The organism is Nocardia sp. NPDC102475, assembly GCF_055584605.1.
The window spans coordinates 157,724-177,083 of sequence record NZ_JBVJLS010000009.1; the positions used below are offsets into that span (position 1 = coordinate 157,724).

General features: G+C 64.4%; 16 protein-coding genes. 15 read left to right on the plus strand and 1 reads right to left on the minus strand.

The window, feature by feature from the left end; translation table 11 throughout:
• The first annotated feature begins 101 nt into the window (after positions 1 to 101).
• A complete protein-coding gene (locus ACZ60G_RS18545) occupies positions 102 to 635 on the plus strand; it encodes an NADPH-dependent FMN reductase (RefSeq protein WP_465811292.1) in 534 nt (177 codons plus the stop codon).
• Between the two features lie 70 nt (positions 636 to 705).
• On the opposite strand, the gene ACZ60G_RS18550 is transcribed toward ACZ60G_RS18545, so the two are convergent.
• Positions 706 to 2,304, minus strand: coding sequence for an MFS transporter (locus tag ACZ60G_RS18550; protein WP_465811293.1), 1,599 nt, complete (start codon positions 2,302 to 2,304; stop codon positions 706 to 708).
• Positions 2,305 to 2,733: 429 nt separating this feature from the next.
• Between ACZ60G_RS18550 and rplJ the strand changes: the two genes are divergently transcribed.
• The 14 genes from rplJ to rpoB all read left to right on the plus strand — a co-directional run bounded on the left by rplJ (position 2,734) and on the right by rpoB (position 19,337).
• Positions 2,734 to 3,273 (plus strand): 50S ribosomal protein L10, encoded by a 540-nt coding sequence (gene rplJ / locus ACZ60G_RS18555; RefSeq protein WP_364358575.1) that lies wholly within the window; start codon positions 2,734 to 2,736, stop codon positions 3,271 to 3,273.
• Between the two features lie 67 nt (positions 3,274 to 3,340).
• Complete coding sequence (gene rplL / locus ACZ60G_RS18560; protein WP_043698929.1) at positions 3,341 to 3,721, plus strand: 50S ribosomal protein L7/L12; 381 nt, start codon at positions 3,341 to 3,343, stop codon at positions 3,719 to 3,721.
• A gap of 240 nt (positions 3,722 to 3,961) precedes the next feature.
• Positions 3,962 to 5,038 carry an ABC transporter ATP-binding protein gene (locus tag ACZ60G_RS18565; protein ID WP_465811294.1) on the plus strand — a complete coding sequence of 359 codons (1,077 nt, stop codon included), beginning with the start codon at positions 3,962 to 3,964 and terminating at the stop codon, positions 5,036 to 5,038.
• 44 nt (positions 5,039 to 5,082) lie between these two features.
• On the plus strand, positions 5,083 to 5,844 hold the full coding sequence (locus tag ACZ60G_RS18570; protein ID WP_063045457.1) for an MlaE family ABC transporter permease: 762 nt from the start codon (positions 5,083 to 5,085) through the stop codon (positions 5,842 to 5,844).
• Between the two features lie 69 nt (positions 5,845 to 5,913).
• A complete protein-coding gene (locus ACZ60G_RS18575; protein WP_433208158.1) occupies positions 5,914 to 6,714 on the plus strand; it encodes an MlaE family ABC transporter permease in 801 nt (266 codons plus the stop codon).
• 42 nt (positions 6,715 to 6,756) lie between these two features.
• Complete coding sequence (locus ACZ60G_RS18580; protein ID WP_465811295.1) at positions 6,757 to 8,109, plus strand: MCE family protein; 1,353 nt, start codon at positions 6,757 to 6,759, stop codon at positions 8,107 to 8,109.
• Positions 8,110 to 8,117: 8 nt separating this feature from the next.
• Positions 8,118 to 9,185 carry an MCE family protein gene (locus ACZ60G_RS18585; RefSeq protein WP_465811386.1) on the plus strand — a complete coding sequence of 356 codons (1,068 nt, stop codon included), beginning with the start codon at positions 8,118 to 8,120 and terminating at the stop codon, positions 9,183 to 9,185.
• The gene (locus ACZ60G_RS18590; RefSeq protein ID WP_433524645.1) at positions 9,185 to 10,195 is read left to right on the plus strand and encodes an MCE family protein; all 1,011 of its coding nucleotides are present in this window, start codon (positions 9,185 to 9,187) and stop codon (positions 10,193 to 10,195) included. The genes ACZ60G_RS18585 and ACZ60G_RS18590 overlap by 1 nt, the downstream gene beginning before the upstream one ends.
• A 1-nt stretch (position 10,196) precedes the next feature.
• Positions 10,197 to 11,471 (plus strand): MCE family protein, encoded by a 1,275-nt coding sequence (locus tag ACZ60G_RS18595; RefSeq protein ID WP_465811296.1) that lies wholly within the window; start codon positions 10,197 to 10,199, stop codon positions 11,469 to 11,471.
• On the plus strand, positions 11,468 to 12,703 hold the full coding sequence (locus ACZ60G_RS18600) for an MCE family protein (protein ID WP_465811297.1): 1,236 nt from the start codon (positions 11,468 to 11,470) through the stop codon (positions 12,701 to 12,703). Before ACZ60G_RS18595 ends, ACZ60G_RS18600 begins: the two co-directional genes overlap by 4 nt.
• A complete protein-coding gene (locus tag ACZ60G_RS18605) occupies positions 12,700 to 13,941 on the plus strand; it encodes an MCE family protein (RefSeq protein ID WP_465811298.1) in 1,242 nt (413 codons plus the stop codon). Before ACZ60G_RS18600 ends, ACZ60G_RS18605 begins: the two co-directional genes overlap by 4 nt.
• 50 nt (positions 13,942 to 13,991) lie before the next feature.
• Complete coding sequence (locus ACZ60G_RS18610) at positions 13,992 to 14,687, plus strand: hypothetical protein (RefSeq protein ID WP_465811299.1); 696 nt, start codon at positions 13,992 to 13,994, stop codon at positions 14,685 to 14,687.
• Positions 14,688 to 14,698: 11 nt separating this feature from the next.
• Positions 14,699 to 15,406: a hypothetical protein gene (locus ACZ60G_RS18615; protein WP_465811300.1), complete on the plus strand. Its 708-nt coding sequence runs from the start codon at positions 14,699 to 14,701 to the stop codon at positions 15,404 to 15,406.
• A 421-nt stretch (positions 15,407 to 15,827) separates the two neighbouring features.
• Positions 15,828 to 19,337 carry a DNA-directed RNA polymerase subunit beta gene (rpoB, locus tag ACZ60G_RS18620; protein ID WP_465811301.1) on the plus strand — a complete coding sequence of 1,170 codons (3,510 nt, stop codon included), beginning with the start codon at positions 15,828 to 15,830 and terminating at the stop codon, positions 19,335 to 19,337.
• Positions 19,338 to 19,360 lie beyond the last annotated feature (23 nt).

A 19,360-nucleotide genomic window follows, 5' to 3' on the forward strand; every position in this document is an offset into this window, starting at 1 on the left:
TTTGTGCTTTCGAACCCGGATCATGCGAACTGGGAACTGCTGACATAGATTCCGTACGGTCGCGCCGGACTAATCGACTTGTCGGAGACGTTGCCCCTCAGGTGACCGCTGTTCTGCTCATCTCCGGAAGCACGCGCAGTGCTTCGACAAATACCGCCGCACTGCGCACGGTGGCGGCGATCGCGCCGGAGGGCATCGATACCTTCTGGTACGACGGGCTTTCCGAACTCCCCGCCTTCAGTCCGGACGACGACGGGACCGCCCACCCCTCAGTTCTCGCGCTGCGCGAACACCTTTCCCGCGCCGACGCCGTCCTGCTCTGCACCCCCGAATACGCGGGCACCCTTCCGGGCAGCTTCAAGAACCTGCTCGATTGGACCGTCGGCTCCGCCGACCTCTACGAAAAGCCGACCGCCTTCCTCAATGTCGCCGCCCAGGGCCGCGGCGAAGGTGCGGCCGCGACCCTGACTACGGTCCTGGGTTACGTCGGCGCGGTGGTCGACCCGGCAAACTGTCCCCGCCTCCCCGTAGCACGCGATGCCATGGACACCAACGGCCTGGTCACCACCCCCGAATTCCGAACCGGCGCCCTGACGGCCCTCACCCTCCTGGCCCGCCAGGCCGCGCACATCTGACCGTCGCCGAGGCGAGTCAAAAGGTGGCTGCCGGAGCACATCCGAACCACCTTTCGACTCGCCTCGACGGTCAGTCGGTTTTGCGCCAGCCGAGGAGGACGGACTCGCCTTCCGGTGGGGCCCAGGGGAGGAAGATGGCGACGATTACGGCGCAGACCATGACCGCGCCTGCGGCGACCAGTGATGCTGCGTGGGAACCCTGCAGTGCCGCGGTTTTCATTGCGACGATGAGGTTTTCGCGCTGGCTTTCGAAGAACGGCGCCAGCGGGCGCTTGCGCATTTCGAGCACACTGAGCGGACTGGCCTTCACCAGGCTCTTCTCGTTATCGCTCATCAGCCCCTTCGGCACCGCATCGATGCGCGCGGCGATGCGAGTCGTGTAGTACGAGGCCACAATCGAGCCGAGTACCGCGACGCCGAGGGTGCCGCCGATCTCGCGGGTGGTGTCGTTGACCGCCGATCCGGCGCCCGCTTCGTCCAGTGGCAGTGCCGACATGATCGATTCGGTGGCCGGGCCCTGCACGATGGCCAGACCGAGCGCCATCGACACCATGGACGGCAGCACACCGATGACGTAACTGCTGTCCACCGTGACCTGTCCGCCGAGATACAGCCCGACCCCGGTGAGCAACAACCCGAATACGATCACCGGCGTGGTGCCGATGCGGGTCGCCATGAGCGTCGCGATCGGTGCGCCGATCGCCACCGAGAACGCGAACGGCAGTGAGGCGATACCGAATTCGAGCGGCGTGTACTCCCGCACCCCTTGGAAGTACTGAGTAATAAGGAACAGGAATCCGAACATCGAGAAGTAGCCGACCGCAATCGCCAAGGCGGGCATGGAGAATCGGCGATTGCGGAACAGCCGCATATCGAGAATCGGTGCGCTGGTACGCAATTCCCACGTGATGAACGCCGCGAGCAGTGCGACGCCGAGCGCGCCGACGCCGAGTGTGGTCGTGGAAAGCCAGCCGTGGCGCGGCGCTTCGATAATGGCCCACACCAGTGCGGTGATGCCGGTGACCGACAATCCGATACCCGGCAGATCGAGCCGCCCCACCTGGGCGGATCGCGATTCGGGCACCCAGATCAGGGTGGCGGCCAGGGCGATCAGCGCCACCGGCACATTGATCCAGAAGACCGAATGCCACGAAAAGTGTTCCAGCAGCCAGCCGCCCGAGATCGGGCCGATCGCGATGGCGAAGCCGGCCATGGCCGTCCAGGCGGCGATGGCGAGTGCGCGCTCGCGCTTATCGGTGAAGATATTGATGATCAGCGCCAGCGTCGCGGGGAAGACGGCCGCGGCGAAGACTCCCATCGCGGCGCGGGCGGCGATGACACTGCCCATGGATTCCGCGAGCGCCCCGCCGATCGACATGACGGCCACGCCGACCAGGCCGATCATCATGACGCGGCGGCGTCCGTAGCGGTCGCCGAGGTTGCCGAAGGCCAGCAATAATCCGGCGAAGGTCAGGGTGTACGCGTCGACGACCCATTGCAGGCCGCTGACGCCGGTGGCCAATTCCACTCCGATGGAGGGCAGGGCCACATTCACGATGGTGTTGTCGAGGACGACCAGCAGCTCCGCCAGACAGATGACGGCGAGAGCGATGAAGCGCCTGGTGCGTCGTTCCAACAGCACCGGTGGATCGACTATGGAGGTTGCCATAGTTGGCTAGTCAAACAGTAACTGTGACTCTTGGTAACACTTTATTGCGGCGACGTCCGACACATATTGGGCCGAATTGTGAGCTGCGCCACAACAATTCGGGCGCGCAAGGGTTCCGTTCGTAGCCGTTTTGGCAGATGGGGGCGGGTTCGGCTACTCTGGATCGAAGTAATCGACGAGTTCGATGACTACCCAATCCGTTCTACCGAAGACCGTTGGTCGCTGCGCCCATTCGGGCGTGGTCGAAGGTCCGGCATCGAGCCGGCGGCCCACGCAGGGAGGACCGAGGCTGGGATTCGATCTGGGCACTGCCTGGGTCGATCACCTATTGCGCCCCGGAACGCTCTGCGTTCGGGGCGTTTGCTTTATCGCCGGCCCCTGGTACTCGGCAGTTCGAATACGAACCGACATCCAGAGAGGAGGCGAAGTATGGCAAAACCCGAGAAGGTCACCGCGGTCGAGGAGATCACGGAGCAGTTCAAGAGCTCGTCGGCCACCGTCATCACGGAATACCGTGGTCTGTCGGTCGGTAAGCTCACCGATCTGCGTCGCGCGCTCGGCGAAGGCGCTACCTACTCCGTCGCCAAGAACACCCTGGTCAAGCGGGCGGCTGCGGAAGCGGGCGTCGTTGGCCTGGACGACTTGTTCGTCGGACCGACCGCCATCGCCTTCATCAAGGGCGAGCCGGTCGACGCAGCGAAGGCCATCAAGACCTTCGCCAAGGACAACAAGGCGCTCATCATCAAGGGCGGGTACATGGACGGCGCCGCGCTGTCCGTTGCCGAGGTCGAGAAGATCGCCGACCTGGAGTCCCGCGAGGTGCTGCTGGCCAAGCTGGCCGGCGCGATGAAGGGCAACCTGGCGAAGGCTGCCGGTCTGTTCAACGCTCCCGCTTCGCAGGTGGCCCGCCTGGCCGCCGCGCTGCAGGAGAAGAAGCAGGCCGAAGAAGGCGGAGCTGCCGCCGAGTAACACCCCATGCGGGTGGATCGCGTGCGCTTCGCCCACATAGACAATCAACTACCGAAAGGAAACAACAATGGCCAACGTTGACGAACTGCTCGAGACCTTCGGCAACATGACCCTGCTCGAGCTGTCGGACTTCGTCAAGAAGTTCGAGGAGAAGTTCGAGGTCACCGCGGCTGCTCCGGTCGCCGTCGCCGCCGTCGGTGGCGCTGCCGCTCCGGCCGAGGCCGCCGAGGAGCAGGACGAGTTCGACGTCGTCCTCGAGGGTGCCGGCGACAAGAAGATCCAGGTCATCAAGGTGGTCCGTGAGATCGTCTCGGGCCTGGGCCTGAAGGAGGCCAAGGACCTCGTCGAGAGCGCCCCGAAGCCGATCCTGGAGAAGGTCGCCAAGGATGCCGCCGAGGCTGCCAAGGCGAAGCTGGAAGAGGCCGGCGCCAAGGTCTCCGTGAAGTAATTCGCGAGTAACTCGCCGAACGGGCGGTCCCCATTGGGGCCGCCCGTTTGCGTTGTCATGACGCGTGCGACGGTAATGCGAATATTGCGAGTGATTCGGGGTTACTCTTCGGTCAGGTAAGGGTGTGCCGCGTCATGCTCATGGGTTACAGTGACCGCACCCACTGTGATGCGACACACCGTGATACCGAATAGCGCGGTTCGCCGGTGGGTGGCTCGCTGAGAATTTGTGGAGGTTGGCGTGGGCGTCGAGGTCAGGACCGAGGGTGTTACCAAATCCTTCGGTTCACAGCGAATTTGGCAGGACGTCTCACTGACGCTGCCCTCGGGTGAGGTCAGCGCGCTGCTCGGCCCCTCGGGTACCGGTAAATCCGTCTTTCTGAAGTCGCTGATCGGTCTGCTGCGTCCGGAGCGCGGTTCGATCTTCATCGACGGCACCGATATCACCACCTGCTCCAATAAGGAGCTCTACGAAATCCGCAAGCTGTTCGGTGTGCTGTTCCAGGACGGCGCGCTGTTCGGGTCGATGAACCTGTTCGACAACGTCGCGTTCCCGTTGCGTGAGCACACCAAGAAGTCCGAGTCCGACATCAAGAAGATCGTGATGGAGAAGCTCGAGCTGACCGGTCTGCTCGGCGCGGAGAACAAGCTGCCCGGTGAGATCTCCGGTGGTATGCGCAAGCGCGCCGGTCTGGCGCGTGCCCTGGTGTTGGATCCGCAGATCATCCTGGTCGACGAGCCCGACTCGGGTCTGGACCCGGTGCGTACCTCGTATCTGTCGCAGCTGTTGATCGATATCAACGCTCAGATCGACGCGACGATCCTGATCGTGACTCACAACATCAACCTGGCGCGCACGGTGCCCGACAACATCGGGATGCTGTTCCGGCGTTCGCTGGTGATGTTCGGTCCGCGTGAGGTGTTGTTGACCTCGGAGGAGCCGGTGGTCAAGCAGTTCCTCAACGGTCGCATGATCGGTCCGATCGGTATGTCGGAGGAGAAGGACGAGGCGCAGATGGCGCGCGAGCAGGCCCTCGTCGACGCCGGGCACCACCATGGTGGCGCCGAAGAGGTCGAGGGCATCATCCCGCAGATGCGGGCCACGCCAGGTATGCCGGTGCGCCAGGGCGTGCTTCGCCGTCAGGCGCGCGTCCGCGAAATCATGCACACCCTGCCGCACGCGGCCCAGGCGGCTATCCGTGAGTCACTCGAGCAGAGCGACGATACGCAGGTGATGGCGTACCAGAATGGGGAGCTGGGCGGATACGAGGGTGGGTCATTCGACACTACCGTGCGCCACAACACAACTAACGGGTAACATCTGCGATCGTGAATTCCACCCTGGCGCGATTGCGGACTCCAATGGAGTCGGGGTTTGGCCAGGCCGGCAACATCTTTGCGCTGTTCATCGACGTTATGCGTAAGACGTTCAAACGGCCTTTCCAGTTGCGCGAATTCATCGAGCAGTCGTGGTTCATCGCGAGTGTCTCGATCTTGCCGAGCGCACTGGTTGCCATCCCGTTCGGTGCGGTTGTCGCGCTGCAGACCGGCTCTTTGATCAAACAACTAGGCGCCGAATCGTTTACCGGCGCAACCAGCGTCCTGGCTACTGTCCAGCAGGCCGCCCCCGTTGTCACCGCGTTGATCATCGCGGGCGCGGCCGGATCGGCGGTAGCCGCTGATCTCGGCTCGCGCACCATCCGTGAGGAGATCGACGCACTCGAGGTGCTCGGCGTCGATCCGGTACAGAAGCTCGTGGTGCCGCGCGTACTCGGCATGATGCTGGTCGCGCTGCTGCTCAACGGACTGGTATCGGTGGTCGGCATCGCCGGCGGCTATTTCTTCAATGTCGGGTTGCAGGGCGGTACGCCCGGCGCCTACCTCGCTTCGTTCTCCGCGCTGGCCCAACTGCCGGACCTGTGGATCGGCGAGATCAAGGCCTTGGTATTCGGTCTGATCGCAGGCGTGATCGCCGCGTACAAGGGGTTGCATCCCAAAGGGGGCCCGAAAGGAGTCGGAGACGCGGTGAACCAATCCGTGGTTATCACCTTCATGGTTCTGTTCTTCGTGAACTTGATCCTGACACTGGTGTATTTGCAGGTCGTCCCCGCCAAGGGCGCCTGACCCGTGGCTACCTCGTACCGTCCCCCGGTCCTGGCGAAATCCGCCCGCCGGGTCCGTGAGATCGCGCGCATGCCGGTGAATGTCATCGATCGCGCCGGCGATCAGATGTCGTTCTATTCCAAGGCCATCGCCTGGATACCGCGCACCGCGGTGCACTACCGCAAGGAGGTCATGCGGCTGCTCGCCGAGGTGACCTTCGGCAGTGGTGCGCTGGCTGTCATCGGCGGCACCATCGGTGTCATCGTGTTCATGTCCGGCTCGGTCGGCGTCGTCGTCGGCCTGCAGGGCTTCAAGGCGTTGGATTCGCTCGGCAGCTCGGTGCTGACCGGCTTCCTTACCGCGTACATCAACACCCGCGAGATCGCGCCGCTGGTCGCGGCGCTCGCGCTATCGGCAACGGTGGGTTGTGGTTTCACCGCCCAGCTGGGCGCGATGCGGATCTCCGAGGAGATCGATGCGCTGGAGGTGATGGCGGTGCCGGGTGTGCCGTTCCTGGTCACCACCCGGGTGATCGCGGGCTTCCTCGCGGTCATCCCGCTCTACATCGTGGGCCTGCTGGGCACATTCCTGGCGTCGCGAATGATCAGCATCTGGTTCAACGGACAATCCAGTGGTTCCTACGACCACTATTTCGGTCTGTTCCTGCCACCAGAAGACGTCTTGTATTCATTCGTCAAAGTATTGGTCTTCGCATTCGTAATCATCATGGTGCATTGCTATTACGGCTTCAATGCCACCGGCGGACCGGCCGGTGTCGGCGTCGCGGTGGGTCGCGCGGTGCGCGCGGCGATCGTGCTCGTGAATGTGCTCGATTTCTTCCTGAGCCTCGCAATCTGGGGAACTACTACGACAGTGCGGGTTGCCGGATGAGCGCGCGGATCATCGAATTGGGAGCGGCAGTGAGGTGCCGTCATGAGTAATCGCGTGCAGATGTTGCGCGCGACGGAGAAATTGCGTGTCCGGCTGCTCGGTATCGCATTCTTCGTGGTCTGCGCACTATTCCTGGTCACCACGGTCGCGATCTACAACAAGGCGTTCGTCGATACCGTCCGGGTCGAACTGATCACCGACAGCGTGGGAAATGCGTTGACCCGCAATGCCGATGTGAAGGTGCGCGGCGTCAATGTCGGCGAGGTCAGGTCCAGCCGGTCCGAGGGCGGCAAGGTGACCCTCGACCTCGCGATCGATCCCGGTAAGGCCGAGCAGATTCCGGTCAATGCGACGGCCCGGCTGCTGCCGAAGACGCTGTTCGGCGAGCGATATGTCGATCTGGTCATCCCGGACGAGCCGAGTAAGCAGCACCTGACCGAGGGCGTGACCCTGCATCAGGACACCAGCGGCAATGCCATCGAGATCAGCAAGCTGCTCGACGATGTGCTGCCACTGCTGCAGGCGATTCCGCCGCAGGATCTCGCCTCGACGCTCGGCGCACTGTCCCAAGCGCTTTCGGGTCAGGGTCTGGCGCTCGGTGAGACGGTGGAGAAGTTGGATCATATCTTCCGTGAGGTCAATGGGGTCATGCCGGATCTCAAGCAGGATCTGGTGAGCTTCGCCGATGTGGCCGCCACCTATTCCGATGCGCTGCCGCAGCTGGTCGACGCATTCGACAACCTGCGCACCACCAACGCGACCATCGTGCAGCGCCGCCCGCAGATCGATACCCTGCTGGCCACGCTGAATCCGACCGCGGCCACCACCGCGGACTTCCTGATCGCCAACCGCGACAACATCATCGATGTGGCCGCCGACTCGCGGCCCGCGCTGGAACAGCTGGCGACCTACTCGCCGACCTACACCTGCGCAATAGCGAACTTCGCCAAGATGAAGCCGCGCATCGACCAGCTCATGGGTATGGGCACCAAGCGGCCCGGCTCGCGAGTCAGCATCGAGCTGACCAACACCCGCGGCAAGTACCTGCCCAACCAGGACGAGCCGCGCTGGCTGGACACCCGCGGGCCTTGGTGCCTGCCGGAATACCCGGTCTTCACCGATCCGGGTCAGTACACCGGCGGACCGATCAACGATGGTTCCTACCAGGTGCCGAGCCGCAATCCGGGTGACCAGGACAGCGGCAAGCTACCGGTGCCGCAGTTCGGCATGTACCCGGCCGCGAATGTGCCGACCACGGCCGGTTCGCCCGCCGAACAGCAGACGCTCGGCACGATCTACGGTGCGGCGAACGGTGTTTCGCCCGACCAGGTGCCCAGCTGGGTCACCAGGATCGGTGCACCCGCATTCCGTGGCAGCGAGGTGAGCGTGCGATGAAGGAAACGATGCGCGGCCTCGGCGGGCCGCTGACCAAACTCATCATCTTCATCGTCGTCACGCTGTTGGCGACGACGATCCTCGGGCTCTCGATCGCTAACTACACCGGCGGCGGCACCGCGTTCAAGGCGCGCTTCTCCGATGTCACCTCGCTCAATAAAGGTGACGAGGTGCGCATCGCCGGTGTCCGGGTCGGCAAGGTCACCAGCGTCAAGATCGTGGACAAGCGCCAGGCCGAGGTCGGATTCGAACTGACCGACCGCGATTGGCTGCCCGCGTCCACGACGGCGACCATCAAGTACCGCAACCTGGTCGGCCAGCGCTATATCGCGCTCGAACAGGGCACGGGCGAGCAGGGCCGCAAACTCAACAAGGGTGCGACCATCGGGCTCGAGCACACCAGGCCCGCACTGAACCTGACCACACTGTTCAACGGCTTCCGTCCGCTGTTCCAGACACTGACCGCCGATGACGTGAACAAGCTGTCCTACGAGATCATCCAGGTCTTCCAGGGGGAGCAGGGCACCATCCACGATCTGGTGGCGACTACCGCGAACCTGACGAACAAGATCGCCGACAAGGACGCGGTCATCGGTGATCTGGTGCGCAACCTGACGGCCGTGCTCAATGCGGTCAACGAACGCGAGGGCCAGTTCGATCAGCTGATCGTCAATACCGAGGCACTGGTCAGCGGGCTGGCCGCCGAACGTGACACCATCGGCAGCTCGGTCACCTCGCTCGCCAATCTGGCCTCGGCCACCGCGGATCTGCTGGTGCCGACCCGCCCGACGCTGCAGGGTTCGATCGCCGGGCTCAGCCAGCTCACCGGCACTCTCGACGAGCGCAAGGACGACGTGAATACGGCGCTGACGAATCTGCCGATCAAGATGGAGAAGCTGGGCCGCGCCGGCAGTTACGGCTCCTGGTTCCAGTTCTATCTGTGCGGTATCGACATCGTGATCGGACCGGGCGCGGTGGATGCACCGCAGCTCAACCTCCCCGCCGGGTTGCCGACGGTCAACCAGCCGCTCTACACCAATGCCGCGCCGCGCTGCCAGGGGAAGGGTGGTCACTGATGGACGACCGGATCCTGCTCGGCAAGCGCAGCCCCGCGTTCCTGGGTGTGCTCGGCCTGGCCATGGTGCTGCTCGTGACGATCTCCGCGTTCTTCCTGGACAAGTTGCCGATCATCGGCGCGGGCACCAAGTACACCGCGCAGTTCTCCGAGGCCGCGGGTCTCAAGAAGGGCAATGAGGTTCGCATCGCGGGTGTGAAGGTCGGTGCGGTATCGGATGTCCGGCTCGACGGCAATAAGGTGCTCGTCGACTTCCGCACCCAGGACGCGTGGGTCGGCAACGAGACCACCGCCTCCATCCAGATCAAGACCGTGCTCGGCCAGAAGTACCTGGCGCTGGATCCGAAGGGCTCCGAGCCCGCTGATCCGAGCAAGGTGATTCCGTTGTCGCGCACGGTATCTCCGTACGACGTGGTGGACGCGTTCAGCGATGCGGCCAAGAACATCGACCAGATCGACACCGCGCAGCTGGCCACCAGCATGCGGGTGCTCTCGGAGGCGTTCGAGACCACCCCGCCGGAGATCCGCAACTCCATCGACGGCGTCGCCCGGCTCTCGGAAACCCTCGGCAAGCGCGATGAGGAGCTCAAGAAGCTGTTCGCGGCGACCAGGCAGACCACCGGTGTGCTCGCCGACCGCAATCAGCAGTTCGAGCGCCTGCTGGCCAACGGCGGGCAGTTGCTGGCCGAGTTGAACATTCGCCAGCAGTCCATCGCGCAATTGCTCACCGGCGCCAAGACAGTGTCGGCCGAACTCAGTGCGCTGGTCGCCGACAACGAGAAGCAGATGGGTCCGGCATTGACCAACCTCGCGGCCTCCATCGACCTGCTGAACAAGAATCAGCAGAACATTTCCAAGACGCTGGAACTCGCGGCGCCGTTCTACGGCCTCTACGCCAATGTGCTCGGTACCGGTCGCTGGTTCGACGCGGTGATCGTGAACCTGCTCCCGCCCGGTCTGCCGGAGATTCCGGGCGATCGGCCGCCGGTGCGCACCATGGGAGGTAACTGACATGGGGGTGAACTGGCCTCGTAAGGAGCCGCTCACCGCGCTGCGGACCTCGCGTCGCGGCACCAAGGCGACGATCGCGATCGGCGTGATCGCGGCGCTGGTCTTGGCCGGTGCCCTCTGGTGGGTCTTCGACCGGATGACTACGACCAAGATCACCGCGTACTTCGACCGCTCCGTCGGCATCTACGAGGGTTCGGATGTGCGCATCCTCGGTGTGCCGGTGGGCAAGGTGGATTCCGTCGAGCCGCAAGGCGAGCAGGTCAAGGTGGTGATGAGCGTCGACCGCAGCATCGACGTGCCCGCCGATGCCAAGGCCGCGCAGATCACGCCGTCGATCGTGTCCGACCGCTACATCCAGCTGACCCCGGCCTACACCAGCGGACCGAAAATGGCGCGCAACGCGACCATTCCGCGCGATCGCACGGTCACCCCGGTCGAGGTCGATCAGCTGTACAAGAGCATCACCGAACTCTCGGATGCGTTGGGCCCCAACGGCGCCAACGCCCAGGGCGCGGTGAACCAACTGGTACGCACTTCGGCCGCGAATCTGGCGGGCAACGGAGAGGCGTTGGCCAACAGCATCACTCAGCTCTCGCGTGCGGCGCGGTACCTCGGCGATGCCCGCGGCGATATCTTCGACACCGTCAAGAATCTGCAGACCTTTGTCACCATGCTGGCCCAGAACGACCAGCAGGTGCGGCAATTCAATGCTCAGCTCGCGGATCTGTCGACCTTCCTCGCGGGGGAACGTCAGGATCTCGGCGCGGCGCTGAACCTGCTGTCGGTCGCGCTCGGCGATGTCGCCCGCTTCATCGACGAGAACCGCGATCTGATCCAGCAGAATGCCCAGGGCCTGATCACGCTCACCGCGACGCTGGCCAAGCAGCGCGACGATCTGGCCGCGGCACTGCCGGTGCTGCCGCTGGCGCTGAGCAATCTGATCAATATCCACAATGCCGAATCCGGCACCCTCGACATGCGCGCCAACTTCACCGATCTGCAGGATCCGTTCGGTGCGGTGTGCAAGATGCTGGATCTGAGCAAGTTGATGCCGGGTGATCCGAAGTTCGAGGCGATCGGCAAGCAGATGCGCCCGATTCTGGATCACTGCAAGGAGATCACCGATCAGATCACCGCCGGTGTGAAGACGCCCACGCTGATCTTGCCGTTCGGCATCCTCAGCAATGACAACCAGCAGCGCGACCCGGTGCCGGGCACGGTTCCCGGCACACCGTCCGATCAACTTCCGCCCTCGCAGGGAGGTGGCCAGCGATGAACAAGCGAATCCGTTCCGTGGCCGGCGCGGTGCTGGTGGTGGGCATGAGCACGGTCCTGGTGACTTCGTGCTCGTCCGAGGGGATCTACGCGGTGCCGCTGCCCGGCGGCGCCGATGTCGGCGACCATCCGATGACCATCGATATCCGGTTCGACGATGTGCTCGATCTGGTGCCGCAGTCCGCGGTCAAGGTCGAGGGCGTGCCGGTCGGTCGCGTCGAGAAAATCGCCCTGGCTCCGGACGGCTGGACGGCCAGCGTGCGCGCGCTGGTGAACTCCTCGGTCGACCTGCCCACCAATGCGCGGGCCGAGGTGCGGCAGTCGAATCTGCTCGGCGAGAAGTTCATCGAACTGTCCAAGCCGGCCGAGGAACCCGACAGCAAGAAGCTCGCCAATGGTTCGGTCATCCCGGCCGACCACACCCGGCACGCGACCGAGATCGAGCAAGTGCTCGGTGCGCTGTCGTTGCTGCTCAACGGTGGCGGCGTCGCGCAACTGCAGCCCATCGTCACGGAGCTGAACAAGACGCTCGGCGGCCGCGAGGAGCGGGTGCGCTCGCTGCTGGATCAGGCCAACACCCTGATCGGCGGGCTGAACGAGCAGGTCGACGACATCACAAGGGCCATCGACGGACTCGCCACGCTGAGCGGTCGGGTGAGCACCCAGACCGATCAGATCAGCAAGATCATCGATGAGCTGCCGCGGGGCATCAAGATTTTGAACGAGCAACGGCCACAACTGATTTCGCTGTTGCAGCAGCTGGATCGGGTGGGTCAGGCCGGTTTCGACGTGTTGAACCACTCGAAGGACGATCTGATCAAGGATCTGACCTCGCTGCGTCCGACGCTGCAGGAACTCGGCAAGGCCGCACCGGATCTGGTTACCGCGCTGCCGCTGATACCGACCTATCCGTTCCCGGATTCGACGCTGGAGGGCACCTTCGGTGGTCAGGTGAATACCTGGCTCTCGGTGGATCAGCAGATCGGCGTCACGCTCAGCAACCTCGGTGTCGGCAAGGGGGATCCGGTGTACATCCCGCCGCCCTACGGCCCCGAGGTGCCGGTGAACCCGACCAACCCGTACTACGGCGGCAATGGTCCGCGCCCGGGTTGGCCGACGGTATCGCTGCTGCCGCTGCCGCCCAATATTCCGCGCTACCCCGCCGGCCTGCCACAGCTGCCCGCCAATCCGCTCGGGGCGATTCTCGACCAGATCGGAGGTGGTCAGCGATGACCCGTCTGGTGCGCTACCAGTTGGTCGCGTTCGCCGTGATCGCGGTGCTCGGCGTGGTCTTCGTCGGCGCCAAATACGTTCGGCTCGATCACATGCTCGGCATCGGCGAGTACAACGTGAAGGTCGACGCCAAGCAGACCGGCGGCATCTACAAAGGCGCCGAGGTGACCTATCGCGGCGTCCCGGTCGGCCGGGTCGGCAATCTCGAACTCACCGACAAGGGTGTGGCTATCGGCCTGGTGCTCGATTCGAGTGCGCCGAAGATTCCGGAGTCGGCCAAGGCGGTGATCGCCAACCGTTCGGCCATCGGTGAGCAGTACGTCGATCTGCAGCCCGATTCCGATAAGGGCCCGTATCTGCGCGATGGTTCGGTCATCACCTCGGCGACGATCCCGATTTCCGTCGAGCAGCTGGTCCAGAGCGTGGACACCTTCACTCGTTCGGTCGATCTCACCGCGCTGAACACCACCGTCACCGAACTCGGCAAGGCTTTCGACGGCAAGGGCGACGACCTCAAGGTCTTCGTCGATTCGCTGAACAAGTTCACCGCCACGTTCAACGACAGCCTGCCGCAGACGATCCAATTGATCCGCGACGGCCGGATCGCACTGGGCACCCAGGCCGAGCAGTCGGGCTACATCCGGCAGTTCAGCCAGGGCCTCGACGAACTCACTGCTCAACTGCGCTCGAGCGATCCGGATATCCGGCGGCTCATCGGCACCGGCACCGATGCCGGCCAGCAGATCACCGCGCTGCTGAATGAGAGCGGCGGCGCGCTCACCGAGGATCTGACCAACCTGCGTCAGCTGCTGCTGACCATCTCGCCGAAGTTCTACGCGCTGCGTCCGTTGCTGCAGATGTTGCCGGGGCTGTCCATCGGCGCGTCGTCCACCGCGCCCGGCGACGGCACCAGCCACTTCGGCCTGGTGCTAGAGGCGAACAACCCGCCCGCGTGCACCCAGGGCTACGAGGGCACCAAGGCGATCCTCGACCAGATGAAGCGGGAGAATCCGGACTTCGACGACACCCGCGACGAGTTCCCGTTCAACAAGGACGCGAAATGCACTGTGCCGTTCGGTAATCCGACCGCGGTACGCGGCGGAATGCGCGCCGATCTGGCGGACCCGAGCATTGTGCAGCCCTGGGATGCCAACCCCAAGACCGATCCCGAGAAGCTGAATCTGAACCCGATCGCCGTACAGATGGCCACCCTGTTGGGGGTCACGCCCAAGCGGTGAACAGGACCTACGCGGCTACGCCGCAGTAACAATAGTTAGGGTGTCTCGCTGTGAGCATCGACATGTCCAAGGAAACGTCGGCGGTAACCGGCTCCGATTCCACGGAAGCTGATGCCGCAGCGCATGACGCGACGGCATCGGATCCCGTGCGCCCGGCGGTCGCGTCCGCGGACGCGCCCCGCGGCCGGCTCGCGGTCACCACGGTCGCGGTCGCCGCGCTGGTTGTCGCGTTGGTCGCCGCGGTCTGGTTCGGCACCGGCTGGGTGCGCGCGGCCTTCTTCACCGACGGTCCGCGCGTCGAGGCGCGCGATACCGCGCTCGCCGATGCCAGGCAGGCCGCGATCAACCTGATGTCGCTGGATCCCAATGATGTCGACGGTTCGATCAAGCTGATCCAGTCGTCGATGACCGGATCGCTGCTCGACGATGCCACCAAGACCCAGCAGCAGTTCCGCGAGCAGGCGACGCAGGCCAAGACCAGGCTGGAGTCCAAGGTCGTCGGCTCCTCGCTGACCGCGCTGAACTCCGAGCGCGACCACGCCTCCGCGCTCATCGTGCTGCAGACCACCAGGACCGTCCCGGATGTCGCGCCGTACTCCTACCGTCAGACCTGGGCCCTTGATCTGGTCAAGCAGGGTGAGGTCTGGAAGGCCGAGAAGGCGAGTCCGTTGAGTCAGCCGATCCCGCTGAATCAGCCGACTGCCGCACAGCCCGGTGCGACGCCCGCGCCCAAGCCCGGATCGTAGGAGAACCCGTCATGGCATCTCGTCGACCAGTCAATCGGGTCACTCCCCGCAACCGTCCCACCGTCGGCCGCGCGGCGAACACCGGTGCTGTCACCGCACGCCGCAGCAACCGCACGGCCGACGAAGCAACCACGAAGCGCCGGACGAAGGTCGCCGGTAGCGCGGAGCCGGTCCGTCCGGCTCCGCAGCCCGCGGAGCCGTCGCGGCCGTGGTCGCAGCGGCTGCGTCCGGGCGCGGGGTGGGGCGTGGTCGCGGCCCTTGTCCTCGTCGCTGTGCTGCTGGGGGCCTTCGCCGCGGTCGCGGCGTTGCGTCCCGGCATCGACGATTCCAACGAGGCCTACGTGGACACCAAGGCCACCGAAGAGGTGACCGCGGCCGCCTCGCACGCGTTGAAGACCATCTACGCCTATGACGTGAACAAGCTCGACGGCTACAAGGATGCGGTGCACGGTGTCGTCACCGGGCAGATGCTCGCCGATTTCGACAAGTACGCCGATACCAATCTCGCCGCCCTCAAACAGGCGCAGACCAGCGCCGATGCCCTCGCCGACCCGATCGGGGTCACCTTGCTCACCCGGGACAGGGCCGAGCTGCTGGTGAACTTCGTGGTCAGCGCGAACAAGAACGGCGTCGCCCAGCAGAGTGCCTCCGGCCCGATCGTGCTGAAAATGCAGAAGGTGGACGGCAAGTGGCTGGCCGCGGCCATCGTCGACCAGTGATTTCGGCGGCATAAGCCCAGCGGGGCAGGGGATCTGGCTGATCATCGGGTCGGGCCCGCCACTTGACGAGTTTCGCCGGACACGTCACGCTATTCACAACAGCGGCAGCTGTGACAGTGGCTTCTCGCGCCCCGTGGGCTCCCGACGCAGCCAGCGATTCGGGCACGGAATGCGGCCATAACGGTCACGGCGCGCCGCCACACGGAGGCTTGTTCGGGTGGTACTTTGACACCACCTTGCGTATTGGTGTACGGTTGGACGTTGCGCTGGCTGCCTCCTGTCCATACCTCGATTTGCACACGTAAGTTCCACCTTCCGGTGTTACTTCCGTTGTTGCCTGTTCGGGTTTCGTTCGGGTTGTATCCAGCGGAATTCGTAGCAGACAAGCGACGGTCGCGGACCACCACGCGACGCGCGTGAGGTGCTGGAAGGACGCATCTTGGCAGTCTCCACCCAGACCAAGGCAGTTGCCGGAATCCCCGGAGCCCCGTTGCGGGTGTCTTTCGCGAAGATCCGTGAACCCTTGGAGGTGCCCGGACTTCTCGATCTACAGACCGACTCATTTGCATGGTTGATCGGCTCGCCCTCGTGGCGTGAGAAAGCCGCGGCTCGCGGCGACGGCGGACTAACGGGCGGTCTGGAGGAGGTGCTCGAGGAGCTCTCGCCGATCGAGGACTTCTCCGGCTCGATGTCCCTTTCTTTCTCGGATCCTCGTTTCGAAGAGGTCAAGGCCTCCATCGACGAGTGCAAAGACAAGGACATGACCTACGCGGCGCCGTTGTTCGTGACCGCCGAGTTCATCAACAACAACACCGGTGAGATCAAGAGCCAGACGGTCTTCATGGGTGATTTCCCGATGATGACCGACAAGGGCACGTTCATCATCAACGGCACCGAGCGCGTCGTCGTCTCGCAGCTGGTGCGTTCGCCGGGTGTGTATTTCGATCACAGCGTCGACAAGGCCACGGAGAAGGACCTGCACAGCGTGCGCGTCATCCCGTCGCGTGGCGCGTGGCTGGAGTTCGATATCGACAAGCGCGACACCGTTGGTGTGCGCATCGACCGCAAGCGCCGTCAGCCGGTCACTGTGCTGCTGAAGGCGCTGGGTTGGACGAACGAGGAGATCGTCGAGCGCTTCGGCTTCTCCGAGATCATGATGTCGACCCTGGAGAAGGACAACACCGCCGGTCAGGACGAGGCGCTGCTGGACATCTACCGCAAGCTGCGTCCGGGCGAGCCGCCGACCAAGGAGTCCGCGCAGACCCTGCTGGAGAACCTGTTCTTCAAGGAGAAGCGCTACGACTTGGCGCGCGTCGGTCGCTACAAGATCAACAAGAAGCTCGGCATCCACCTCGGCGAGCCGATCACCGCATCGGTGCTCACCAAGGAAGACATCGTCACCACGATCGAATACCTCGTGCGTCTGCACGCCGGTGATCGGGGTATGACCGCGCCGGGTGGTGAAGAGGTGCCAGTCGAGGTCGACGACATCGACCACTTCGGTAACCGTCGCCTGCGCACCGTCGGCGAGCTGATCCAGAACCAGATCCGGGTCGGCCTTTCCCGCATGGAGCGCGTGGTCCGCGAGCGGATGACCACCCAGGACGTCGAGGCCATCACGCCGCAGACCCTGATCAACATCCGTCCCGTCGTGGCCGCGATCAAGGAGTTCTTCGGAACCTCGCAGCTGTCGCAGTTCATGGACCAGAACAACCCGCTGTCGGGTCTGACCCACAAGCGTCGCCTCTCGGCGCTGGGCCCGGGTGGTCTGTCCCGTGAGCGTGCCGGTCTGGAAGTCCGCGACGTGCACACCTCGCACTACGGCCGCATGTGCCCGATCGAGACCCCGGAAGGCCCGAACATCGGCCTGATCGGTTCGCTGTCGGTGTACGCGCGGGTCAATCCGTTCGGCTTCATCGAGACGCCGTACCGCAAGGTGGTCGACGGCAAGGTCACCGATGAGGTCAAGTACCTCACCGCCGACGAAGAGGACCGCCACGTCCGTGCGCAGGCCAACTCGCCGGTCGACGCCGACGGCCGCTTCCTCGAGGAGCGCGTGCTCTGCCGCCGGGGCAACGACGAGAACGAACTCGTCCCCGCCTCCGAGGTCGACTACATGGATGTTTCGCCGCGCCAGATGGTTTCGGTCGCGACCGCGATGATTCCGTTCCTCGAGCACGACGACGCCAACCGTGCCCTCATGGGTGCGAACATGCAGCGCCAGGCCGTGCCGCTGATCCGTTCCGAATCCCCGATCGTGGGTACCGGTATGGAGCTGCGCGCCGCGGTCGACGCCGGTGATGTCGTGGTGAACGAGAAGTCCGGTGTGGTGGAAGAGGTTTCGGCCGATTACGTCACTGTGATGGCCGACGACGGCACTCGCAAGAGCTACCGGATGCGCAAGTTCGCCCGCTCGAACCAGGGCACCTGCGCGAACCAGCGGCCGATCGTGGACGAAGGTCAGCGCGTCGAGTCCGGCCAGGTGCTCGCCGATGGTCCCTGCACCGAGAACGGTGAGATGGCGCTCGGCAAGAACCTGCTCGTGGCGATCATGCCGTGGGAGGGCCACAACTACGAGGACGCGATCATCCTGTCGCAGCGCCTCGTCGAAGAGGACGTGCTCACCTCGATCCACATCGAAGAGCACGAAATCGACGCCCGCGACACCAAGCTCGGTGCCGAGGAGATCACCCGGGACATCCCGAACGTCTCCGACGAGGTCCTCGCGGACCTGGACGAGCGCGGCATCGTGCGCATCGGCGCCGAGGTTCGTGACGGCGACATCCTGGTCGGCAAGGTCACCCCGAAGGGTGAGACCGAGCTGACCCCGGAAGAGCGGCTCCTGCGCGCGATCTTCGGTGAGAAGGCGCGCGAAGTGCGCGACACCTCGCTGAAGGTGCCGCACGGTGAGTCCGGCAAGGTCATCGGCATCCGCGTGTTCTCGCGCGAGGACGACGACGATCTGCCTCCGGGCGTCAACGAGCTGGTCCGGGTGTACGTGGCGCAGAAGCGCAAGATCCAGGACGGCGACAAGCTGGCCGGCCGCCACGGCAACAAGGGTGTCATCGGCAAGATCCTCGCCACCGAGGACATGCCGTTCATGCCCGATGGCACCCCGGTGGACATCATCCTGAACACCCACGGTGTGCCGCGTCGTATGAACATCGGCCAGATCTTGGAGACCCACCTCGGGTGGATCGGCAAGGCGGGCTGGGATGTCGGCGCCGGTGCGGACGGTAATTCCCGTCCGGACTGGGCCAGGGCCCTGCCGGAGGAGATGCTGGCGGCTCCGTCCGATTCCAACATCGCCACCCCGGTGTTCGACGGCGCCCGCGAAGAGGAGCTGACCGGTCTGCTGTCCTCGACCCTGCCGAACCGTGACGGTGAGCGCATGGTCGACGACAACGGCAAGGCGACACTGTTCGACGGACGTTCCGGTGAACCGTTCCCGTACCCGGTGGCCGTCGGCTACATGTACATCCTGAAGCTGCACCACCTGGTCGACGACAAGATCCACGCCCGTTCGACCGGTCCGTACTCGATGATCACCCAGCAGCCGCTCGGTGGTAAGGCGCAGTTCGGTGGTCAGCGCTTCGGTGAGATGGAGTGCTGGGCCATGCAGGCCTACGGCGCTGCCTACACGCTGCAGGAACTGCTCACCATCAAGTCCGACGACGTGGTCGGTCGCGTGAAGGTGTACGAGGCGATCGTCAAGGGCGAGAACATTCCGGAGCCGGGCATTCCGGAGTCGTTCAAGGTGCTCCTGAAGGAGCTCCAGTCGCTGTGCCTCAACGTCGAGGTGCTGTCTTCGGACGGCGCGGCGATCGAGATGCGCGACGGCGATGATGAGGATCTGGAGCGCGCGGCCGCGAACCTGGGCATCAACCTGTCCAGGAACGAAGCCGCGACCGTCGACGATCTGGCGAACTAGGCGGTAGGGCCGGATGGCGTGCA

Excerpts from the sequence above, each read along its gene's own strand:
- ACZ60G_RS18595 (WP_465811296.1), top strand. The coding sequence starts at position 10,197 with ATGGGGGTGAACTGGCCTCGTAAGGAGCCGCTCACCGCGCTGCGGACC.
- ACZ60G_RS18600 (WP_465811297.1), top strand. The coding sequence starts at position 11,468 with ATGAACAAGCGAATCCGTTCCGTGGCCGGCGCGGTGCTGGTGGTGGGC.
- ACZ60G_RS18580 (WP_465811295.1), top strand. The coding sequence starts at position 6,757 with ATGAGTAATCGCGTGCAGATGTTGCGCGCGACGGAGAAATTGCGTGTC.
- ACZ60G_RS18585 (WP_465811386.1), top strand. The coding sequence starts at position 8,118 with ATGCGCGGCCTCGGCGGGCCGCTGACCAAACTCATCATCTTCATCGTC.
- ACZ60G_RS18590 (WP_433524645.1), top strand. The coding sequence starts at position 9,185 with ATGGACGACCGGATCCTGCTCGGCAAGCGCAGCCCCGCGTTCCTGGGT.
- ACZ60G_RS18605 (WP_465811298.1), top strand. The coding sequence starts at position 12,700 with ATGACCCGTCTGGTGCGCTACCAGTTGGTCGCGTTCGCCGTGATCGCG.
- rplL (WP_043698929.1), top strand. The coding sequence starts at position 3,341 with ATGGCCAACGTTGACGAACTGCTCGAGACCTTCGGCAACATGACCCTG.
- ACZ60G_RS18575 (WP_433208158.1), top strand. The coding sequence starts at position 5,914 with ATGCCGGTGAATGTCATCGATCGCGCCGGCGATCAGATGTCGTTCTAT.
- ACZ60G_RS18550 (WP_465811293.1), bottom strand. The coding sequence starts at position 2,304 with ATGGCAACCTCCATAGTCGATCCACCGGTGCTGTTGGAACGACGCACC.
- ACZ60G_RS18615 (WP_465811300.1), top strand. The coding sequence starts at position 14,699 with ATGGCATCTCGTCGACCAGTCAATCGGGTCACTCCCCGCAACCGTCCC.
- ACZ60G_RS18570 (WP_063045457.1), top strand. The coding sequence starts at position 5,083 with ATGGAGTCGGGGTTTGGCCAGGCCGGCAACATCTTTGCGCTGTTCATC.
- rplJ (WP_364358575.1), top strand. The coding sequence starts at position 2,734 with ATGGCAAAACCCGAGAAGGTCACCGCGGTCGAGGAGATCACGGAGCAG.